General features: G+C 40.9%; 20 protein-coding genes. 17 read left to right on the top strand and 3 right to left on the bottom strand.

What is annotated here, in order from left to right; translation table 11 throughout:
* Positions 1-324: 324 nt before the first annotated feature.
* Entirely contained in the window at positions 325-543 is a 219-nt protein-coding gene (locus tag AMR95_RS05680; protein ID WP_058837795.1) for a hypothetical protein, read from the top strand.
* 101 nt (positions 544-644) lie between these two features.
* On the opposite strand, the gene AMR95_RS05675 is transcribed toward AMR95_RS05680, so the two are convergent.
* Positions 645-1,169 carry a GNAT family N-acetyltransferase gene (locus AMR95_RS05675; protein WP_058837794.1) on the bottom strand — a complete coding sequence of 175 codons (525 nt, stop codon included), beginning with the start codon at positions 1,167-1,169 and terminating at the stop codon, positions 645-647.
* 145 nt (positions 1,170-1,314) lie between these two features.
* Complete coding sequence (locus AMR95_RS05670; RefSeq protein ID WP_003211747.1) at positions 1,315-1,503, bottom strand: YkvS family protein; 189 nt, start codon at positions 1,501-1,503, stop codon at positions 1,315-1,317.
* A 167-nt stretch (positions 1,504-1,670) separates the two neighbouring features.
* On the opposite strand from AMR95_RS05670, the gene AMR95_RS05665 reads away from it, so the two are divergent.
* The 6 genes from AMR95_RS05665 (at position 1,671) to AMR95_RS05640 (ending at position 8,202) form a co-directional block, all read left to right on the top strand.
* The gene (locus AMR95_RS05665) at positions 1,671-1,865 is read left to right on the top strand and encodes a hypothetical protein (RefSeq protein WP_039178090.1); all 195 of its coding nucleotides are present in this window, start codon (positions 1,671-1,673) and stop codon (positions 1,863-1,865) included.
* Positions 1,866-2,171: 306 nt separating this feature from the next.
* Complete coding sequence (locus tag AMR95_RS05660; protein ID WP_058837793.1) at positions 2,172-2,822, top strand: cell wall hydrolase; 651 nt, start codon at positions 2,172-2,174, stop codon at positions 2,820-2,822.
* A 113-nt stretch (positions 2,823-2,935) separates the two neighbouring features.
* Positions 2,936-4,252 carry a polysaccharide biosynthesis protein gene (locus AMR95_RS05655; RefSeq protein ID WP_039178095.1) on the top strand — a complete coding sequence of 439 codons (1,317 nt, stop codon included), beginning with the start codon at positions 2,936-2,938 and terminating at the stop codon, positions 4,250-4,252.
* Positions 4,253-4,306: 54 nt separating this feature from the next.
* Positions 4,307-4,795, top strand: coding sequence for an endospore biogenesis thiol-disulfide oxidoreductase StoA (gene stoA, locus AMR95_RS05650; protein ID WP_039178098.1), 489 nt, complete (start codon positions 4,307-4,309; stop codon positions 4,793-4,795).
* A 289-nt stretch (positions 4,796-5,084) separates the two neighbouring features.
* The gene (locus AMR95_RS05645) at positions 5,085-7,004 is read left to right on the top strand and encodes a heavy metal translocating P-type ATPase (protein ID WP_058837792.1); all 1,920 of its coding nucleotides are present in this window, start codon (positions 5,085-5,087) and stop codon (positions 7,002-7,004) included.
* 103 nt (positions 7,005-7,107) lie between these two features.
* Complete coding sequence (locus AMR95_RS05640) at positions 7,108-8,202, top strand: M24 family metallopeptidase (RefSeq protein WP_058837791.1); 1,095 nt, start codon at positions 7,108-7,110, stop codon at positions 8,200-8,202.
* A 54-nt stretch (positions 8,203-8,256) separates the two neighbouring features.
* Here the strand turns inward: AMR95_RS05640 and AMR95_RS19210 are convergent, their stop codons facing one another.
* Positions 8,257-8,400, bottom strand: coding sequence for a hypothetical protein (locus AMR95_RS19210; protein ID WP_162842493.1), 144 nt, complete (start codon positions 8,398-8,400; stop codon positions 8,257-8,259).
* A gap of 93 nt (positions 8,401-8,493) precedes the next feature.
* Here AMR95_RS19210 and AMR95_RS05635 point away from each other — a divergent pair, with 93 nt between their 5' ends.
* The 10 genes from AMR95_RS05635 to AMR95_RS05590 all read left to right on the top strand — a co-directional run bounded on the left by AMR95_RS05635 (position 8,494) and on the right by AMR95_RS05590 (position 20,049).
* Positions 8,494-9,483: a LacI family DNA-binding transcriptional regulator gene (locus AMR95_RS05635; protein ID WP_058837790.1), complete on the top strand. Its 990-nt coding sequence runs from the start codon at positions 8,494-8,496 to the stop codon at positions 9,481-9,483.
* Positions 9,484-9,538: 55 nt separating this feature from the next.
* Positions 9,539-10,393 carry a glucose PTS transporter transcription antiterminator GlcT gene (gene glcT / locus AMR95_RS05630; protein ID WP_039178106.1) on the top strand — a complete coding sequence of 285 codons (855 nt, stop codon included), beginning with the start codon at positions 9,539-9,541 and terminating at the stop codon, positions 10,391-10,393.
* Between the two features lie 201 nt (positions 10,394-10,594).
* A complete protein-coding gene (gene ptsG / locus AMR95_RS05625) occupies positions 10,595-12,694 on the top strand; it encodes a glucose-specific PTS transporter subunit IIBC (RefSeq protein WP_058837789.1) in 2,100 nt (699 codons plus the stop codon).
* A gap of 93 nt (positions 12,695-12,787) precedes the next feature.
* A complete protein-coding gene (locus AMR95_RS05620) occupies positions 12,788-13,054 on the top strand; it encodes a phosphocarrier protein HPr (protein WP_003211078.1) in 267 nt (88 codons plus the stop codon).
* The gene (ptsP, locus tag AMR95_RS05615) at positions 13,054-14,772 is read left to right on the top strand and encodes a phosphoenolpyruvate--protein phosphotransferase (RefSeq protein WP_039178109.1); all 1,719 of its coding nucleotides are present in this window, start codon (positions 13,054-13,056) and stop codon (positions 14,770-14,772) included. The genes AMR95_RS05620 and ptsP overlap by 1 nt, the downstream gene beginning before the upstream one ends.
* Positions 14,773-14,887: 115 nt before the next feature.
* The gene (locus tag AMR95_RS05610; protein ID WP_003211490.1) at positions 14,888-15,115 is read left to right on the top strand and encodes a transcriptional regulator SplA domain-containing protein; all 228 of its coding nucleotides are present in this window, start codon (positions 14,888-14,890) and stop codon (positions 15,113-15,115) included.
* 82 nt (positions 15,116-15,197) lie between these two features.
* Positions 15,198-16,226, top strand: a complete 1,029-nt coding sequence (gene splB / locus AMR95_RS05605; RefSeq protein ID WP_047203061.1) for a spore photoproduct lyase — start codon at positions 15,198-15,200, stop codon at positions 16,224-16,226.
* Positions 16,227-16,342: 116 nt separating this feature from the next.
* A complete protein-coding gene (locus AMR95_RS05600; protein WP_039178114.1) occupies positions 16,343-18,304 on the top strand; it encodes a methyl-accepting chemotaxis protein in 1,962 nt (653 codons plus the stop codon).
* A 73-nt stretch (positions 18,305-18,377) separates the two neighbouring features.
* Positions 18,378-19,163, top strand: a complete 786-nt coding sequence (locus tag AMR95_RS05595) for an SDR family oxidoreductase (RefSeq protein ID WP_058837788.1) — start codon at positions 18,378-18,380, stop codon at positions 19,161-19,163.
* A 13-nt stretch (positions 19,164-19,176) separates the two neighbouring features.
* Positions 19,177-20,049 carry an NAD(P)-dependent oxidoreductase gene (locus AMR95_RS05590; protein WP_058837787.1) on the top strand — a complete coding sequence of 291 codons (873 nt, stop codon included), beginning with the start codon at positions 19,177-19,179 and terminating at the stop codon, positions 20,047-20,049.
* Positions 20,050-20,061 lie beyond the last annotated feature (12 nt).

Genomic DNA, 20,061 nt, shown 5'->3' with positions numbered 1-20,061 from the left:
CAAAGGTTTTCTATCACGCTGAAATGAAGACAAAGGGCTAAAATCAAGCATTTTAGCCCTTTGTCAACAATCTGAGACATGCCAGATGCATGTCTTTTTTTTATGGGATTGTAGCGATTTAATCATAAAAAAAGAGAAGAGTCATGTCACTCTTCTCATACGAATGGGAATAGAACTTGCTAGGACGGCTGGGGGCTACCAGCTCGTAAATATATTATACATGACAGAACGTATGTTTGTAAAGTCGAATCATGCTTTTTTTGCTAATCTCATTTGATTTAAGATAAAATAGAGGTATTGAATGGTAAATTGGAGGCGTTGGATTTGGCAAACAAAGAAGAGCGTTTAGAGCAGCTGCTAATGGAGCTTAGAGAAGAGCTTCAAATGCTTGAACATCAAAACAAAGAACGGTATAAATGGAGTGCCTCCACATTGCTTGGAGTGATTGCCCTCTTGATTGATAAAGGAGTGATTACTCCTGAGGAAGTCGAGATGTACAAGTTGAAGGCGGAAATGCAAACCTTTCATACGCAAAAAGACTGATACTTACTGATATGATGTATGGTGAGAAAAAGAAAAGGACATAACAAATTGATGACTCAATTGATATTATGTCCTTACTTCTGCAATTCGTTTTCACAGCATTAAACCAGCTTATACATTAAAACGTCATCCCAGTATTCATGATCATTTATTTTAAATTCTTTTATTTTACGTCCTTCTTCTATAAACCCCATCTTTTTGTACAAAGAAATGGCCTTTTGATTTGTAGAGAAAACGGCTAAACTAACCTTTTCAATTGAAGGATTCTTTTCTGCCCAATGTAATAACGCTGTTAGTAACTTTTCCCCTACGCCTAAACCTCTATAGCTCCTATGCACCATCAGCCCGAATGATCCCGTATGAGAAGTTCTTTTTCTATTTGATGAATGTTCAAAGGCTATCCATCCAATGACTTTCTCATCAGTTTGAGCAACTATGTACGTCTCGTTTTCATTTTCAATTCTTTTCTGTATCCATTTCCTGTGTTCTAAGAGGGTTTTTTTGTTTTCTTCAGGTGATGTAAGAAGATAATCTGATTCAGCAATAACTGATTTCTGTATTTCTAAAGTCATTTCAGCATCTTCCATTTTTCCAAAACGTACAATGATTTCATTGGAATTTTGCATATTAGTTTCTCCTGTCTAGAGCTAATACTGAATCTTATCATTTTTTTAGAAGGGTACTGAAATAGCAATCACCATTTGGTCGAATCGTGATTAGCTTTGCTTTATATATACGTATGTACCGAGCGTCTGTATTGAGGATTGCAAATTAATGTACGGAGTCTTTGATGATTTTATAGTTTTTATGATTAACGACTGTTAGTGAATCCAGTTCTAAATCTCTATAGTTGTCCATAATGGTGACATCCACAATGACAGAGTTTTCATTCACTTTTTCAACTACACCTGTTAAACCATTTCTAAATTCGATCACATTTCCAATTTTTGCAATCTTCAACCGATCCCTCTCCTTTAAAAACAGATTTCATTCCCTATTAAAAAGTATTTTGCAATATTTTCATACCAATGTAAAGGATAAAGACGTTTTTGTTTTGTTTTCGTTGTATGCTCTTCTAACGAATGGTATATTTAATATTTGATCATGGCTGAAAAGGAGCGGTTTTTTTGACTGAAGAACAAATCCTCACAATCATCGAATCTTTACGGAATGGGACGGAAAAACAGGTGACCATCCAAAAAGATGACTTTTTAACGTTTCGTTCTGTATTGGTGAATCAAGATGATTTTAAACATTTTCGCGGAATCGCCAAACATGGTGGAGATGTTATTTTTGAATATCTTACAGAAGCAAGAAGCTAAAGCTTTTTCTCATTGATGAGAGAAAGCTTTTTTATTTTCGTTCTTTTGTCACACTTCAAACCACTTTGATACATATGAAAAGAAAATGTAATAACCCATAAACAGGAGCATAAGGATGATGATAGGTGAAAAAGGGATCTTTTTAAGCGCTAACAATTCCATTTTATGTGCGCAAAACTAGGACATGCCATTTAATGACGGAATTTGGACAGGCATGTAAATCTTTGTGCGTGAAAATAGAATGAGGTCTTGTTAGAGTGGACAAGTATCTTACAGCCTACTTTGATTAAAGGAGGAAAAAGGCGAATGATTAAAATTCATACAGCTCTTTTTGTTATCCTTATGCTGGTTGCAGCAATGAAGATGGACAATATACAAGAGCAGCAAGGCACATTAAGTCACGAACTTTCACAAGCACCTGTTAAACATCAGCTTTCATATATAGATCAAGGTCACGATCAAGTCATCCCAGCATTTTCTGAAGAGAAGCGTCAGCCAAAAGTGAAAATGCTAAGTACGTCAACAGAAGAAAAGTCTTCAAAACCGAAGCAAAAGAAAAAAGTAAAATCTGAAACGACGAATAAGGCAAGCGGTAAACAGTATTCTAATGAAGAAATGGACTTGCTTTCTCGATTGGTTCACGCTGAAGCGAAAGGTGAATCTTACGAAGGGAAAAAAGCGGTAGCAAGCGTTGTTTTAAACAGAGTAGAGCATCGTTCTTTTCCTGACAGCGTGAAAGGTGTGATCTATCAGCGAAATGCTTTCCAGCCAGTATCGAATGGAAGTATTCATGATAAGGCAGATCAAGATTCCATTAAAGCTGTGAAGCAGGTAGTAAAAGAGCATGACAGAACAACAAAGGCTATCTATTTTTATAATCCAAAAACGGCAACAGATCATTGGATTCGTTCCCGCAAAATTGTAGAACGCATCGGACGTCACGTATTTGCCGTATAAAAAAAAAGAGCGATCAATGAGATTGCTCTTTTTTTGTCTTCAATTATTAAAATATTTTTTGGACTTGTCTCATAGAATGTGAAAAGAATTTGCTTTAGACAAGGGGAGGCTACATGAATCGATTTGTAAAAGGGGTCATTCTGCTATCTGTCGCAGCTTTTATTGCGGAGTGTATCGAGTTTTTAGTCAATATGATTTTAGCGAGAGAGCTTGGAGAACATGGAATGGGTTTATATATGAGTATCCTTCCAATCATCATGCTTGTCCTTGTGATCGCCAGCTTAGAGCTGCCAGTCTCCATTTCTAAATTCATTGCAGAATCACATGAGCGTCTCCACAAAAGTATGCTTCGTCATGCCTTTAAAATGACGCTTGTGGTGACAAGTACAACAACAGGTATAGCAGCCATTGTACTGCCTTTCATTCCAGTGTTTCAGTCGTATCATCCGCTTATGAAGGGCCTAGTGCTGTCACTTATCCCGATTATTGCGTTTACCTCCATTGCCCGCGGCTACTTTATGGGAAAGCAGCAAATGGGCAGAATCGCTCTAGCCAATATGATGAAGAAAACAATCCAGCTGATCTGCTTATTTTTGTTTTTTCATTGGTATTCGTTTGATATTGAAACAGCAGTACTCATCGCCATCGGTGTCATTGTTGCGAGTGATCTTGTCGTCTTTATTTATTTATACTCCCAATACGTCATGGCGAAAAATGCTGTGAATGTCAGGTCTGTTGAATTAAGAGGGATTGATGTGCGAAAGCGCCTATTAGCCGTTTCTATACCGACAACGGGCATGCGCATCTTTCATGCGATCGCTAATGCGGTTGAACCATTTTTAATCAAAGGAGCGCTCGTTGCAGCAGGCATCTCTGGAACACTTGCTGTTGATCATTACGGCATGCTGGCTGGTGTCGCGATGTCGATCGGTTTTTTCCCAGCGTTTATCGCTCATTCGATCATGATTGTGATGATTCCGAGTGTCTCTGAAGCCTATGCTTTAGGTCAGTATGATCTTGTGAAAAAACGGGTCAGACAGGCGATTCTCATAACGTTTGGATACGGGGTGCCGGCAGTGATGGTCATGTATTATTTTGCTTACCCGCTCACACAGCTCTTTTTTGATTCACCGCAAGCTGCTGTCTATTTACAGCTGCTTTGGCCATACTTTTTATGCCACCTGTTTGTGATGCCGTTTCAAGCGTGTTTAATCGGTATGGGGCTCATCAAAGATGTGTTCCTACATAATATATGGGTGCATGTCGTTTCTTTTTCTATGGTGTATTTCCTCGGTTCAATGGAAAGCTTGAATATGATGGGGGTCATTTTAGGGATGAACACAGGCATGCTGCTTTTGACTGCCCTGCATTATGCGACGATTTGTAAGGAGCTCGGCGTTTCAATGTTTCTTACATTGAAAAAAGCTTGAATGTCATCGCCATCGAGAGGGCAAGCTATAAGAAAACTGGGAAGGAAGATCCTGATGAATCGTAAACATCTACCCGCCAGTCTTCTAATGATGACCATGCTGCTATTTCTAATGAGCGCAGCAGCGGAAGCAAAAGAGCCTGTGATGGCGCCAAGAATAGAGGCACCGACATTAACTGGTGAAATGCAGATGGTTCCCGCAAAAGGGAAAAAGACCATTTTGCATTTTTGGACAACATGGTGTCCGTCCTGCAAAATGGAGCTGCCCGAATTTGAACAGATTGTGAAAGAAAATCAGAGTGATGTTGACATATTGACCGTGAATTTACTAGGTGCTGAACAAAGTAAACATGCTGTTGCCCAATTTGTGAAAGACAGAAGGTTTACATTCCCGATCATACTAGATGAACACGGAGAAATGATGAAGAAGTATCAAATTATCACCATTCCAACGACCTTTTTGATTAATGAAAAAGGAGAAGTGGTGAAAAATCATGTAGGTCCACTGACGAAAAAACAAATTAAAGAGTGGACGAATTCGTAGAACCAATCCTTTCTGTGAAAGAACCAATTCTGTTGGTTCTTTTTTGTGTTCATTTGCTTTTCATCTGAATACACTGTGCTCAGAAGAAGAAGGAACGGTCTATATCAATAATGATAATTATTATCAAAAAGAAATTATAATAATTATTAATTGAAAATTGTTCAGAACCTGTTATAATGAGTTACAGACCAATAAAAAGCTTGAAACAGCAGAAAATATAGATGGAATAAGAAACGGGCAACGATTGATAATGTGAAAACGATTATCAATTAGAGAGGAGAAAACAATCATGAATGAGAATACAGTACTTTACCAAACGACAAATCAAAAGGAATCGAAATGGTCCTTACATAAATGGGCACAGCACGGAGAATTAATTGCAGCAGGAATATCGGGGATTCTCATTTTAATTGGATGGTTTCTAAAAGATGAGAGCATGTGGAGCATTCCTCTTTTCATCCTGGCATTTGTCATTGGTGGTTTTGCAAAGGCGAAAGAAGGAATTGAAGAAACGATTTCGTCTAAGACCTTGAATGTGGAACTTTTAATGATTTTCGCAGCAATAGGCTCAGCTCTGATCGGCTATTGGGCAGAAGGCGCTATTTTAATTTTTATTTTCTCACTGAGTGGTGCGCTAGAAACGTATACGTCAAATAAAAGCAAGAAAGATTTAACAGCATTAATGAGCATTGCACCAAATGAAGCAACTTTAATTGAAGAAGATGGTACGACCATTCAAATCGCCGCTTCATCATTAACACCTGGTGACCGTATTATGGTCAAAGCTGGGGAACGCATTGCAGCAGATGGTGTGATTTTAAGCGGGAGAACAAGTGTGGACGAATCTGCACTTACAGGCGAATCTGTTCCACAGGAAAAAGGGCAGGGGGAAGACGTATTTGCAGGAACAGTGAACTTAAATGGTTCCTTAACAGTGGAAGTCACTAAACATAATGAAGAAACGCTTTTCCATAAAATTATTAAACTTGTCGAATCCGCTCAAGAAAGTGTTTCGCCAAGCCAAGCATTTATTGAAAAATTTGAGGGTGCCTATGTAAAAGGTGTGCTGATCACCGTCGCAATTTTAATGGTTCTGCCTCATTTTGTACTCGGCTGGAGCATGAGTGAAACCTTCTACCGGGCAATGGTGTTTATGGTCGTTGCTTCACCTTGTGCTCTAGTCGCATCCATAATGCCAGCAGCACTGTCATTGATCTCAAATGGCGCGAGAAATGGAATGCTTGTCAAAGGTAGTGTCTTTTTAGAAAAACTAGGCACAAGTAGCATGATTGCTTTTGATAAAACGGGGACGATTACAAACGGGAAGCCAGCCGTAGAGCAAGTCGTCATCGCTAAAGGACAGGATGAATCTGCTTTTTATCAGGCGCTCTATCAAATTGAGAGTCAATCAAACCATCCATTAGCGAAAGCAATTTCTGATATGGCAAAGGAGCACCAAACAGATAAATCAGTCCATGTCACCATTGAAGAAACCTCTGGATTTGGTGTGAAAGCACAATTAAATGGGGAAACGTGGCGGATTGGGAAGAAAGACTTCGCTGGTAAGGCGTCAATCAACCGCGAGATGGAAGAGACAGGTGATGACCTTTCGGCGCAAGGATACACAGTGGTCTACGTTCAAAAGGGTGAAGAAGTTGTTGGCTGTCTTGGCCTTAAGGATCAAATCAGACCTGAAGCTAAAAAAATGATTCAAGAACTAAATGATTTAGGCATCCAAACCGTCATGCTGACAGGAGATCAGCAAAAAACGGCTGAAGCTATTGCGCAGGAAGCTGGTATCCAAACTGTCGTGGCTGAATGTCTTCCAGATGAAAAGGTACATGAGGTCAATCAATTAAAAAAACAAGGTAATTCAATCATCATGGTAGGAGACGGAATCAATGATGCGCCAGCACTCGCTACAGCAGATGTTGGGGTTGCGATGGGCGGAGGCACAGACGTTGCTTTAGAAACAGCGGATCTCATCTTAATGAAGAACAATTTAAATAACCTAACAAAGATGATCCGTCTTTCAAGAAAAATGAATCGAATCATTAAGCAAAACATTGTTTTCTCATTAACGGTGATCTGTCTGTTAATTTGTGCGAATTTCTTACAAGTGCTTGATTTGCCTTTTGGCGTCATCGGGCATGAAGGAAGTACGATTTTGGTCATTTTAAATGGTCTGCGTCTACTTCGTGCATCTTAATTAATCATCAAGGCGCACTGGATCTATGCCAGTGCGCTTTTGTGCGAAATACAGCAAAAACTGATACAATAGACCAGTAGTAAAACGTGTGAGGAGGATCATGATGAACCGAATGAAGAGCTTGTCTTCTTGGCTTAAGAAAGAAGACATTCAAGGTGCATTTATACATACAAAGGAAAATGTGTTTTATCTATCTGGATACTTCACAGAGCCGCATGAAAGAGTGATGGGGCTGTTTGTGTTTCAAGAGGCAGAACCATTTTTTATTTTGCCTAAAATGGAAGTCGAGCAGGCAAAAAATGCAGGATGGTCCGGCGATATCATTGGATATGAAGATCATGAGAATCCATTTGATTTCATTCAATCAGCGATAGAAAAACGAGGTGTTCATGCCGCGCGTCTTGCGATTGAAAAAGAATCGATACCGCTTCAAAGAGCAGAGCAGCTCCAAGCTGTCACGGGGGCAGAAATGTTCGTCCGGGCTGAAGGTGAGCTCAATCAGCTCAGACTGATTAAAGATGAATCTGAAATTGCTACACTCAAAAAAGCGGCACAATTAGCAGATGAAGGTGTAAAAATTGGAGTTAACGCCTTAAAAGAAGGAATCACGGAAACAGAAGTTCTCGCTGTCATTGAATATGAACTAAAGAAAAAAGGCATTCAAGGCATGTCCTTTTCAACCATGGTTCTCTTTGGTGAAAAATCAGGCGAGCCTCATGGAAATCCTGGGCAGGCAGCCTTAAAAAAAGGCGATTTTGTGTTATTTGACCTTGGTGTCATTGTCGATGGATATTGCTCAGACATCACAAGAACATTCATCTATCAGGAAGCTTCTGAAAAACAAAAGGACATTTATCAAACCGTCTTAAATGCAGAAATGGCAGCACTTGAAATGAGTAAGCCTGGCGTTAGAATCGGTGATCTTGACTTAAAAGCCCGCGGGCTCATCACAGAAGCGGGATATGGTGAATATTTCCCGCATCGCCTCGGACATGGGTTGGGGGTTTCTGTTCATGAGTTTCCTTCAATGAGTCAGGCAAATGACGACCTTCTGCAAGAAGGTATGGTTTATACGATTGAACCAGGAATTTATGTCCCGGGAGTCGGCGGCGTAAGAATTGAAGATGATGTTCTCATTACGGCAGATGGTCCAGTCACTTTAACCAATTATCCGAAAGAGCTGACAATCATTAAGTAATGAAAAAAATCACGATGAACGTCCAGGTCTTGGAAGCGTCATCGTGATTTTTTATCACTCTTCTCGATCCTTATCAACAAAAAAATCATCAATTGATTGAAACGGTTTGATTTTATGTTCTTTTCCTAAAGGATGTAATGCAAAACGAGCAGAAAACAAAACAGTCATACATAATATAATCCATATGATGAAACCCATCTTGAATTCCCCTTTCCATCCAGTGATTTGTTCAGCTCACATACATCTTAAAGTATGAAACGCTTACCATATCAAGAGAAAGTAGGAGAAAAAATGGCAAACATAAGGGAGATTGCGAAAAGAGCGGGCGTATCTGTGACAACCGTATCACGTGTGTTGAATGAGCATCCTTATGTTAAAGAAGAAAAAAGGGAACGTGTTCTACAAGCGATGGAGGAGCTCAAGTATACGAGAAACATCCAGGCGGTCCATTTAGCGAAGGGCTATTCGAATATGCTTGGCATCGTCCTTCCAAACATTGAACACTCTTATTTCAGCGCACTCGTCACAGGTATTGCAGAAAAAGCACAGGCGCGCGGCATGCATTTTGCTTTATTTCAAACAGGATACGATCCATTAAAAGAAAAAGAAGCGTTAATGAGTTTAAAAGAGCGCCGTGTGGATGGTTTAATATTTTGTTCAAATGCGTTAAGTGATAGGCACATTTTAAAGTGGCAGGAATCAGGACCGATTATATTTTGTCATCCTGCGCCGCACGATCAATGCTCAACCGTGTCGATTGCGCATGACCAAGCATTTAAGGAGGGCCTGCATCATTTGGCGGCATGCGGACATCAACGAATTGCGATCGTTCTTGCGAGAACAGAAGGAGCGAATAGCGAGTCGCGCCTTCAGGCCTATCAAGACATGATGCAATCCCTCGGGCAGACCATTGATGAGGAATGGATCATCGAAGGGAAGTTATCACTGCTTGATGGGAAGCACTTATTTGCAGAATGGCAGAAAATGAAAAATCGTCCTACAGCTTTATTCATTACAAATGACGAAGTCTCTGCAGGCTTTTTATTAGAGGCGCAGCGTCATGACATAAAAGTAGGAGAATCACCAGCCATACTCAGCTTTCAAAATAACCAATTGAGTGAGGCGCTAGGGATTTCCAGCATTCATATTCCCCTCAAACAAATGGGACAGGAAGCGTTTGACTTGTTTGACCGAGCATTAAAAGGAGAGAAATCAGAGAAAAGAATGCTGCCATTTCGTCTGATTGAGCGAACAACTACCGTTTTGAAAAACAATCGTTGACGCACGTTTCATCTGTTTTGTACGATAAGAGGGATTGAATAAGAAGGAGGTGGGGATGTTCATGGAATCCTTCACCGTTGATAAAGCGTTAAATAATAATGTCATCATCGCAAGGCACCCTTCTTTGGGCGAAGTAGTTCTGATTGGGAAAGGGATTGGCTTCGGTAAAAAATCGGGGGATGTTCTCGATCAAGACGTGTTTGAAAAAATGTTTGTGTTAAAAAACACGAAAGAACAAACAGAATATAAACAACTGCTTCATCATATTGATGAGAACATGATCGAGCTTGCCAATGACGTCATTTATCATATACGAGAAAAAATGGGACAACGCTTGAATGAGCATATTCATGTTGCACTGACCGACCATATTGCGTTTAGTTTTAAACGGGTGCAGCAAGGCTATGATATCACGAACCCTTTTATGCTTGAGACGCAATCGCTATACCCGAAAGAATACGAGGTCGCAAAGGAAGTCGTTGAACTGATTAACGAGCGGCCAGATGTTAAAACGAAGCTGCCAGAAGGAGAAATTGGCTTTATAGCGCTCCATATCCATTCAGCTTTGACGAATCGGCCTTTATCTGAGGTGAACCGTCATTCGCAGCTGATTACACAAATGGTCCAAGTTATAGAAGATTCATTTCATATGAAAGTAGACAGAGAAAGTATTCATTATTTACGCTTATTACGCCATATTACGTTTTCAATTGAGCGTATTAAACGGGGAGAATCTTTAGAGGAGCCAGAAAAATTGCTTCATCTATTGAAAAATGAATATCCTTTATGCTACAATACTGCTTGGAAAATGATCAAAATTTTGCAGCATGCATTGAAAAAGCCTGTACAGGATGCTGAGGCTGTCTACTTGACACTTCATCTGTACAGATTGACAAATAAAATTTCATAGTTTCCTTGAAACGTGTAACTGATTCGATCAGGCATGAGTGACTTAAGGTAAATACAGGATAAGATCCTGTTATTTGCGCAACCTTATATCACCATGCCTTTTTTGCATTTGAAAGTGAAATGTAAACGGTTAATTATGAAATGTACGTCAGGGAGCAGCCCAAATGTATGTTGTAAGCGAAAACAAAAGGAGGTTCAACCAGTGTTTAAATCACTTTTTGGTGTGTTGCAAAAAATTGGACGAGCTCTTATGCTTCCAGTTGCGATCCTTCCTGCTGCCGGTATTTTACTAGCACTTGGGAATGCGATGCAAAATCCGCAGCTAATTGATGTAGCTCAATTTTTAAGCAATGATACAATTCAGCTTGTTGCAAGTGTCATGGAGAATGCGGGGAACATCGTCTTCTCGAATCTTCCGCTATTATTTGCTGTAGGGGTTGCCATCGGTCTTGCTAATGGAGACGGAGTGGCAGGGATTGCCGCTATCATCGGTTACCTTGTCATGAACGTAACGATGAGTGCCGTATTAATGGCTAACGGATCTATTCCATCCGATTCGATCAAATTGGCTAAGTTCTTTAAGGAAAGCCATCCAGCATATGTGAATATGCTCGGTATACCGACCTTGTCTACCGGCGTTTTTGGCGGGATTATCGTCGGGGTATTAGCCGCTTATATGTTTAATAAATTTTACAAAATTGAGCTCCCGCAATACCTTGGTTTCTTTGCTGGTAAGCGTTTTGTTCCAATCGTCACTTCTATTTCAGCACTTATTTTAGGGCTTTTGATGCTAGTCATTTGGCCGCCAATCCAAGGTGCATTGAACTCATTTTCAACAGGACTGCTTGCAGCAAATGAGCCGCTGGCTGCCTTTGTATTCGGAGTCATTGAACGCTCATTAATTCCGTTTGGTCTACACCACATATTCTACGCACCATTCTGGTATGAATTTTTTAGCTATAAGAGCTTATCAGGAGATATTATCCGTGGTGACCAGCGTATTTTCATGGCGCAAATCAAAGATGGTGTTCAGCTGACAGCTGGTACATTCATGACAGGGAAATATCCGTTCATGATGTTCGGTCTTCCAGCAGCAGCTCTTGCGATTTACCATGAAGCAAAACCAAAGAATAAAAAGCTTGTAGCAGGAATTATGGGATCAGCAGCCCTTACTTCTTTCCTAACAGGGATCACTGAACCGCTTGAATTCTCATTCTTGTTTGTAGCACCGATATTATTTGCGATTCACTGTGTATTTGCTGGATTATCCTTTATGATAATGGATATTCTAAATGTGAAAATCGGGATGACCTTCTCAGGAGGGTTAATCGACTTCTTCCTATTTGGTATCCTGCCGAATAGAACCGCTTGGTGGCTTGTCATTCCAGTCGGTCTCGTACTTGCTGTCATTTACTACTTCGGATTTAGATTCGCCATTCGCAAATTTAATCTGAAAACGCCAGGCCGCGAGGATGAAGCAGCAGACGGAGCAATTGAGGCGAAGTCTGAAAAAGGGAATGACTTGCCTTATGAAATCCTTGAAGCAATGGGTGATCAAGAAAACATTAAGCACCTTGATGCTTGTATCACGCGTTTACGTGTTACTGTCAATGATCAGAAGAAAGTGGACAAAGACCGCTTGAAAAAGCTTGGCGCTTCTGGTGTTCTCGAAGTAGGGAACAACATCCAGGCAATTTTCGGCCCGCGTTCTGATAATTTAAAAACACAAATGCAGGACATCATTGCAGGCCGCACGCCTCGTCCAGCGAAAGACCCTTCTGCAAAAGAAGAAGTCAGCCAGCAGGTCGAAGAAGTCATTGCAAAGCCGCTTCAAAATGAACAAGGTGAAGAAATTTTTGCTTCACCAATTACAGGGGAGCTTCATCCAATTACAGATGTACCAGATCAAGTATTCTCAGGGAAAATGATGGGTGACGGTTTCGCTATCTTGCCAACAGATGGAACGGTTGTTTCACCGGTAAGAGGGAAGATCTTAAATGTGTTCCCGACGAAACACGCCATTGGCCTGCAATCTGACGGTGGACTTGAAATTTTAATCCACTTCGGAATTGATACGGTCGGCCTCAAAGGAGAAGGATTTGAAGCATTTGTACAAGAGGGAGATCAAGTAGAAATCGGTCAAAAACTTTTAGAGGTTGATATTGATAAAATTAAGTCTGAAGTACCATCTTTGATGACACCAATTGTATTTACCAACTTAAGTGAAGGACAATTTATTGACCTTCAAGAATCCGGTGAAATCAAAGCTGGACAAGAAAACATCATGAAAATTTCAAAATAATTTTCATAACTGCCGTTCTTGTTAGATGACAAGCTCGGCAGTATGATATAATATTGTGGATGTATTAATTGTATAAAAAGGAGATTGATAAAAATGGCTCAACAAACATTCAAAGTAACTGCAGATTCTGGAATTCACGCACGTCCTGCAACAGTTCTTGTACAAACTGCTAGTAAATATGATGCTGATATCAACTTAGAATATAATGGTAAAACAGTGAACCTGAAATCTATTATGGGTGTAATGTCTCTAGGAATTGCGAAAGGTGCTACAATCACAATCTCTGCTTCTGGTTCTGATGAAAATGATGCACTTGCTGCGCTTAAAGACACAATGAAAAGTGAAGGCCTAGGCGAGTAATGCAACAACTGAAAGGAATCGGTGCTTCAGCAGGCGTTGCAATTGCAAAAGCATATCGTCTGGAAGAACCAGATTTAACAGTTCACCAAAAAGACATCAACGATCCAGAGACAGAAGTGAAGCGTTTTGAAGAAGCAATTCATGTTTCTAAACAAGAACTTGAAGCAATTAAAGAACATGCGCTAAAAGAACTTGGCCAAGACAAAGCAGATATCTTTTCTGCCCACCTTCTTGTGTTAAGTGATCCTGAACTGCTTAACCCAGTAAAGGATAAAATTAGTGCTGACAAAGTAAATGCTGAATTTGCTTTAAAAGAAACAGCGACGATGTTTGTCACAATGTTCGAAGCAATGGACAACGAATACATGAAGGAACGTGCAGCGGATATTCGCGACGTCACAAAACGTGTTATTGGACATTTGTTAGGCGTTGACATTCCAAATCCAAGCATGATTTCTGAAGAAGTCATCATCATAGCTGAAGATTTAACACCATCTGATACTGCCCAGCTGAACAGACAATTTGTTAAAGGCTTTGCGACAGATATCGGCGGTCGTACTTCTCACTCAGCGATCATGGCGAGATCTATGGAGATTCCAGCAGTTGTTGGGACAAAAGAAGCAACAAAAACGGTGAAAAACGATGATCTGATCATTGTGGATGGTATTACTGGAGACGTCATCATTCAGCCTTCTGAAGATGAAGTGAAAGCGTATCAAAAAAAGCATGAAGACTACTTAGCTCAAAAAGCGGAATGGGCGAAACTTGTTGACCAGCCAACGGTAACAAAAGACGGCGTTCACGTAGAGCTAGCTGCAAATATCGGAACACCTGAAGATGTAAAAGGTGTACTTGAAAATGGCGGCGAAGCAGTCGGATTGTACCGTACTGAATTTTTATACATGGGCAGAGACCAGCTTCCTACAGAAGAAGAGCAGTTCGATGCGTATAAAACCGTTTTAGAGAAGATGGAAGGGAAAGCAGTGGTTGTTCGCACACTAGATATTGGTGGCGATAAAGAACTTCCTTACTTGCAGCTTCCAAAAGAAATGAACCCGTTCCTTGGCTATAGAGCTATTCGCCTTTGCCTGGAAGAGCAGGAGATTTTCAGAACTCAACTACGCGCCTTACTTCGTGCAAGTACATATGGAAACTTGAAAATCATGTTCCCTATGATCGCGACATTATCAGAATTTAGAGAAGCAAAAGCCATTTTACTTGAAGAAAAAGAAGCATTGGTTGCCGCCGGTACAGACGTTTCTGATTCCATTGAAATCGGAATGATGGTAGAAATTCCATCAACGGCTGTCATCGCAGACCAATTTGCAAAAGAAGTAGATTTCTTCAGTATTGGAACGAATGATTTGATTCAATACACAATGGCTGCTGATCGAATGAACGAACGAGTGTCTTATCTTTACCAGCCTTACAACCCAGCGATTTTACGTCTCATTACGCTTGTGATTGAAGCAGCGCATAAAGAGGGTAAATGGGTCGGCATGTGCGGTGAGATGGCAGGAGATGAAATCGCAATTCCGCTTCTACTTGGATTAGGATTAGATGAATTCTCAATGAGTGCAACATCCATTCTTCCAGCTAGAACACAGCTAAGCAAGCTATCTAAGGAAGAAGCTGCATCATTTAAAGAGCATATTTTATCACTTAGCACAACAGAAGAAGTGGTTGATTTCGTCAAGAAAACATTTCAACAGAACTAAGTGAAGGAAAACCAGACAGGTGAAACTGTCTGGTTTTTTTGTCGAATTTTATCATATTGAGTCATATTGGGCAGTGAGAAGGGCATCCTATTATTAAAAAATGGAGGTGACCAGATTGCCTTTCTCAGACTATAAACCAGGTGATCAAGTATATGTCATTTATCGAAATCCACATGCTGCAAACGTAGCACAAATTAAAGAAGCTGAAATTGTTTCACATCCTTACAACGAAGAAGAACTTGCCCTCTTTTTACTTGAAACGTATCATCCACTAGCACCTGATGATGCTGTTTTTCCAACATATGAAGAAGCAGAAGCCCTTTATCAAGACTTGTTTGAATAAGGGAGATTTTAGAAAGGATAAAAGCCATCCTGTGCGGTTAAAGTAACGGTATAAAAACGTTAAAGGTAAGGATGTGCTTAATATGATCAAACCTTTCGTCCCCCAGCTTGTTTACATTGAACCCCGGGCGTTAGAGTACCCGTTAGGACGAGAGCTGAAGGAAAAGTTCGAGGGTATGGGAATCGAAATAAGAGAAACGACTTCACACAATCAGGTAAGAAATATTCCGGGAAAAAATGACCTGCAAAAATATCGTAACGCGAAGTCAACGCTTGTCATTGGTGTGAGAAAGACATTGAAGTTTGACTCGTCTAAACCATCTGCAGAGTATGCGATCCCATTTGCAACAGGATGTATGGGACATTGTCATTATTGCTATTTGCAAACAACAATGGGAAGTAAGCCCTACATTCGAACGTACGTCAATGTAGAAGAAATATTAGATCAAGCTGAGCAGTACATGAACGAGCGAGCGCCAGATATCACGAGATTTGAAGCATCATGTACTTCAGACATCGTAGGAATTGACCATTTGACACATACACTCAAACGAGCGATTGAATACTTCGGGCAAACCGACTTAGGAAAGCTTCGATTTGTCACGAAATTCCATCATGTTGATCATCTGTTAGATGCAAAGCATAATGGTCGGACAAGATTCCGTTTTAGTATTAATGCCGATTATGTCATTAAATATTTCGAGCCTGGCACATCACCGCTTGATCAGCGGATTGAAGCGGCTGTTAAGGTCGCAAAGGCAGGCTATCCTCTTGGCTTTATTATTGCTCCCATCTACATCCATGAAGGCTGGCAGGAAGGATATAAAGTTTTATTTGAAAAGCTCGATGCAGCTCTTCCTGATGATGTGAGAGATGATATTACTTTTGAGATGATTCAGCATCGCTTTACAAAACCAGCAAAGCGTGTGATTCAAAAAAACTACCCGAAATCTAAATTAGAATTAGATGAAGAAAAAAGACGATACAAGTGGGGGAGATATGGGATTGGGAAATATATCTACCAAAAAGATGAGGAACAAGAACTAAGAGAGACGTTAGAATCATATATTGATCAGTACTTTCCGTCTGCAAAGATTGAATATTTTACTTAAAGCAAGCCTATAGGGCTTGTTTTTTCTATTTAAATTTTCTTACAACTATTGAATGCTTTACCCATTTTGCCGATATATAAAATAAGGTGTGAAAGTAGATGTAGGGGTGTGAGGAGATGTTTAAGAAACTTCAAGTGAGAATAGCTGTTTTCATCTCAGTTATTTTAATTTTAACCGTCGTGGCTGTTCAAGTGGGTTCTAACTTAGTGTTAAGACCACTTATTGAACGAGATGCAAAAACCACCGCAGCAGCAACGGCAGAAAGCCTGAAAGACATTATTACAGAAAAGCTTGATAATTACGGCAATACCATTAACAAAGTGGCAACAAGTACAATGACTGAAGAATTTGCGCAAAAACAAACAAAACAAACATTAGCTTATGAAACAGATGCACTAAAAAAATTGCAGGAACAGGATAAACTCATTTCGTTTACCTATATTGGAACAATTGATGGCAAAATGCTCGGCTTCCCAGAGTTCGATCTTGGCGAAGGCTATGATCCATCTAAACAAGGCTGGTTTAAACAAGCAGCCGAAAAGCCTGATCAGGTCGTTTGGACAGATCCATATGTTGATGAAGCAACGAAAAAAGTGATTGTCTCAGCCACGAAGGCGATTGTCAAAGATGGAAAGGTCATTGGGGTCGCTGGACTTGATTTGAAGCTGTCCTCGATTCAGTCCTATATCAATGAACAAGAGATTCCTTATAAGGGGACCGCTTTCTTAGTTGATGGCACAGGCACCCTTTTGGCGCATCCAACAGAGCAAGGAAAAAATATATCAAAGGTCGCTTCTGTGAAAAAAGCGATCGACAACTCAGGTATTGATGACAGTAAAGAACTGACGGTCACATCTAAAATCAAAGAAGCCGATTGGACGGTTGGTGTCAGCTTTGAGAAAAAGCAACTGCTTTGGATTACAGAAAAAATGAATCAGACTAGCATCATTATATCCGTCATTGCCATTATTCTTGCGATGATTCTCAGCTTCTTATTGGCAAGAAGTATTACAACGCCAATCAAGCGTCTAATAGAGCATGCTCGTAAGGTGTCAGAAGGCGATTTAACAAGCACGCTTGAAACGAAGTCTCAAGATGAAATTGGTTTCCTTACGAAAAGCTTTAATCAAATGACCGAGGACATCAGGGAGTTAATTGAAAAAGTGAAAGGGGCTTCAGATCAAGTTGTGGAATCAGCGGATGAAGTGACCCAAATTTCAAATGAGACCTTGCTGTCTAGCGAACAGATTGCAACGGCGATTCAAGAGGTGGCAACAGGGGCGACTAAGCAGGCATCGGATGCAGAAACGATTAATGAGAAATCAGAGCAATTGTATGAGAAAGTGCGCCATATGGGTGAACTCGCCACACAAATGCAAACCAACTCAAAATCATCTGAAGATGCAAGCTATAAAGGGCTTGATGCACTTGGTGTGCTCGTCCAAAAATCAACACAAGCGAGCGATGAATCGAAAAAGGTTGAGCAAATGCTGCTAGATCTTGAGCATAAAACGAAAAATATTGAAAACGTCGTGACTGCTATCTCTGAAATCTCTGATCAAACGAATTTACTTGCACTGAATGCAAGTATTGAAGCGGCGAGAGCAGGAGAAAGTGGACGAGGATTTGCTGTAGTTGCAGAAGAAGTCAGAAAGCTTGCTGAACAATCTGCACAGTCAACAAAACACATTAGTGAAACCGTCAAACTCATTCAAGATGAATCGAAGAAAGCGGCGGAAGCGATGACAGCAGCAAGTAGAATGAATGAGGAACAAGGTGATGCCATTAATGCAACAGGTGAGGCACTAAGCAGCATCACAATGGAAATGCAGGCACTTGTCGGTTCAATCGATAGCATTCATACACAGATCAATGAAATGACAGAAGAACAGCAGAAGATGAGTGAATCCATTCAAAGTATTGCTGCTATTTCAGAAGAATCTGCTGCCTCAGCTGAGGAAGTGCATGCGTCTACAGATGAACAAGTTCAAGCGTTAGAAAGAACGAAAACCTCAACTGAAATGCTAAACGAATCAAGCCAGGCACTGCGTCAGGCGGTTGACCGATTTAAGGTGTGATTCGCGGAAAGGAACCTTGCGACGTGAGCAAGGTTCTTTTTGTATGATAAAATGAACGAGAGGAGGTGCTTACATGGATGTCAAACTAACTGGAAAAAAAGCATTGGTCGCTGCAAGCAGTCAAGGTATCGGAAAAGCGATTGCCTTTGCTCTAGCAAAAGAGGGAGCGGATGTAATGCTCTCGGGAAGACATGAACAAACGCTGAAAGAAACAGTCAATGAGCTGTCTCCATTTGCCAAAGGACAGCTGACTTATCAAGTATGTGACGTATCTGACGCCAGGCAAATCAAGGCGCTTGTTCAAGCGGCGGCTGGCGATGAGCAACGTCTAGACATTCTTGTGAACAATACAGGCGGACCTAAAACAGGAACGCTTGACACCTTAACAGATGAAGATTGGATCGAATCATTTCAGCTTCATTTACTCAGCTATATTCGATTATTAAAAGAGGCATTACCTTATTTGAAAAAACGTGGTGCACGTGTGTTAAACATTGCGTCAATGTCAGTGAAAGAACCGATCCCAGGCTTGATGCTGTCGAATACATTTAGACCAGCTATAGCCGGCTGGACAAAAACAGTCGCTCAGGAGCTTGCAAAGGATGGTATTTTGATCAATACGTTAGCACCCGGAAAAATTGAAACAGACCGCGTCAAACAGCTGGAAAAGCACCGCGCACAAAGAGAGAATCGAACGGTTGAAGAAATCAAAGCACAGGCTGAACAAGCGATCCCGCTTGGCCGCTATGGACAGCCAGAGGAATTTGCAGCATATGCAGCTTTTCTTTTATCTGAAGCCAATACATATATGACAGGTCAAACACTGATCATTGATGGTGGCTTGACAAAGTCTCTTTAAGGAGGAACAAGTGATGGCACAAATCAAAACGGTTGGTTTTATAGGAATCGGTGTAATGGGGCGCAGTATGGCAGGACATTTAATGGATGCAGGCTATGAAGTTCTCGTTTATACAAGAACGAAAGCAAAAGCAGACGCATTGATTCAAAAAGGGGCGTCATGGAAGCCGGCAGTAAAGGACATTGCAGAAAATGCAGATGCTGTCATCACAATGGTGGGATATCCATCTGATGTAGAAGAGATCTATTTAGGTGAAGATGGGCTTGTGGCACATGCCGCACCTGGAACATATCTCATTGATATGACGACCTCGAAGCCTCAGCTTGCAAAAGAAATTGAGTTGAAAGCGAAGGAAAGAGGTGTATTTGCATTAGATGCACCTGTATCAGGGGGAGACATAGGAGCTCAAAATGGCACGCTGGCCATTATGATCGGCGGAGAAAGGTCTGCCTATGAAGCCTGCCTGCCGGTATTTGAGCAAATGGGTAAAAATATTCAATATCAAGGACCGGCAGGAAGCGGTCAGCATACAAAAATGTGTAACCAAATTGCCATCGCAGCGGGGATGGTCGGTGTCGCAGAGGCAATGGCCTATGCCGAAAAATCAGGGCTTGATCCAGAGCAGGTGCTCAAAAGCATCACAACAGGTGCAGCAGGCAGCTGGTCATTGTCAAACCTTGCACCAAGAATGCTGAAAGGCGATTTCGCGCCAGGGTTTTATGTAAAGCATTTTATCAAGGATATGGGCATTGCACTTGAAGAAGCAGAGCTGATGGGAGAAGAAATGCCAGGGCTCTCACTTGCGAAATCACTTTATGAAAAGCTGAGTGAACAGGGCGAAGAAAACAGCGGGACACAGAGCATCTATAAATTATGGGTCAAATAAAAAACTGCCCCG

This window comes from Bacillus sp. G1(2015b), from assembly GCF_001482475.1.
GTDB lineage: Bacteria > Bacillota > Bacilli > Bacillales > Bacillaceae > Bacillus > Bacillus safensis.
Note: the sequence above shows the minus strand (reverse complement) of the source record. Positions and strands in the feature narration are given on the sequence as shown.

Coding starts and splice junctions, on each gene's coding strand:
- AMR95_RS05660 (WP_058837793.1), top strand. CDS start 2,172: ATGATTAAAATTCATACAGCTCTTTTTGTTATCCTTATGCTGGTTGCA.
- AMR95_RS05645 (WP_058837792.1), top strand. CDS start 5,085: ATGAATGAGAATACAGTACTTTACCAAACGACAAATCAAAAGGAATCG.
- AMR95_RS05620 (WP_003211078.1), top strand. CDS start 12,788: ATGGCTCAACAAACATTCAAAGTAACTGCAGATTCTGGAATTCACGCA.
- stoA (WP_039178098.1), top strand. CDS start 4,307: ATGAATCGTAAACATCTACCCGCCAGTCTTCTAATGATGACCATGCTG.
- AMR95_RS05600 (WP_039178114.1), top strand. CDS start 16,343: ATGTTTAAGAAACTTCAAGTGAGAATAGCTGTTTTCATCTCAGTTATT.
- AMR95_RS05635 (WP_058837790.1), top strand. CDS start 8,494: ATGGCAAACATAAGGGAGATTGCGAAAAGAGCGGGCGTATCTGTGACA.
- splB (WP_047203061.1), top strand. CDS start 15,198: ATGATCAAACCTTTCGTCCCCCAGCTTGTTTACATTGAACCCCGGGCG.
- AMR95_RS05590 (WP_058837787.1), top strand. CDS start 19,177: ATGGCACAAATCAAAACGGTTGGTTTTATAGGAATCGGTGTAATGGGG.
- glcT (WP_039178106.1), top strand. CDS start 9,539: ATGTTCATGGAATCCTTCACCGTTGATAAAGCGTTAAATAATAATGTC.
- ptsP (WP_039178109.1), top strand. CDS start 13,054: ATGCAACAACTGAAAGGAATCGGTGCTTCAGCAGGCGTTGCAATTGCA.
- AMR95_RS05675 (WP_058837794.1), bottom strand. CDS start 1,169: ATGCAAAATTCCAATGAAATCATTGTACGTTTTGGAAAAATGGAAGAT.
- AMR95_RS05655 (WP_039178095.1), top strand. CDS start 2,936: ATGAATCGATTTGTAAAAGGGGTCATTCTGCTATCTGTCGCAGCTTTT.
- AMR95_RS19210 (WP_162842493.1), bottom strand. CDS start 8,400: ATGGGTTTCATCATATGGATTATATTATGTATGACTGTTTTGTTTTCT.
- AMR95_RS05640 (WP_058837791.1), top strand. CDS start 7,108: ATGAACCGAATGAAGAGCTTGTCTTCTTGGCTTAAGAAAGAAGACATT.
- AMR95_RS05595 (WP_058837788.1), top strand. CDS start 18,378: ATGGATGTCAAACTAACTGGAAAAAAAGCATTGGTCGCTGCAAGCAGT.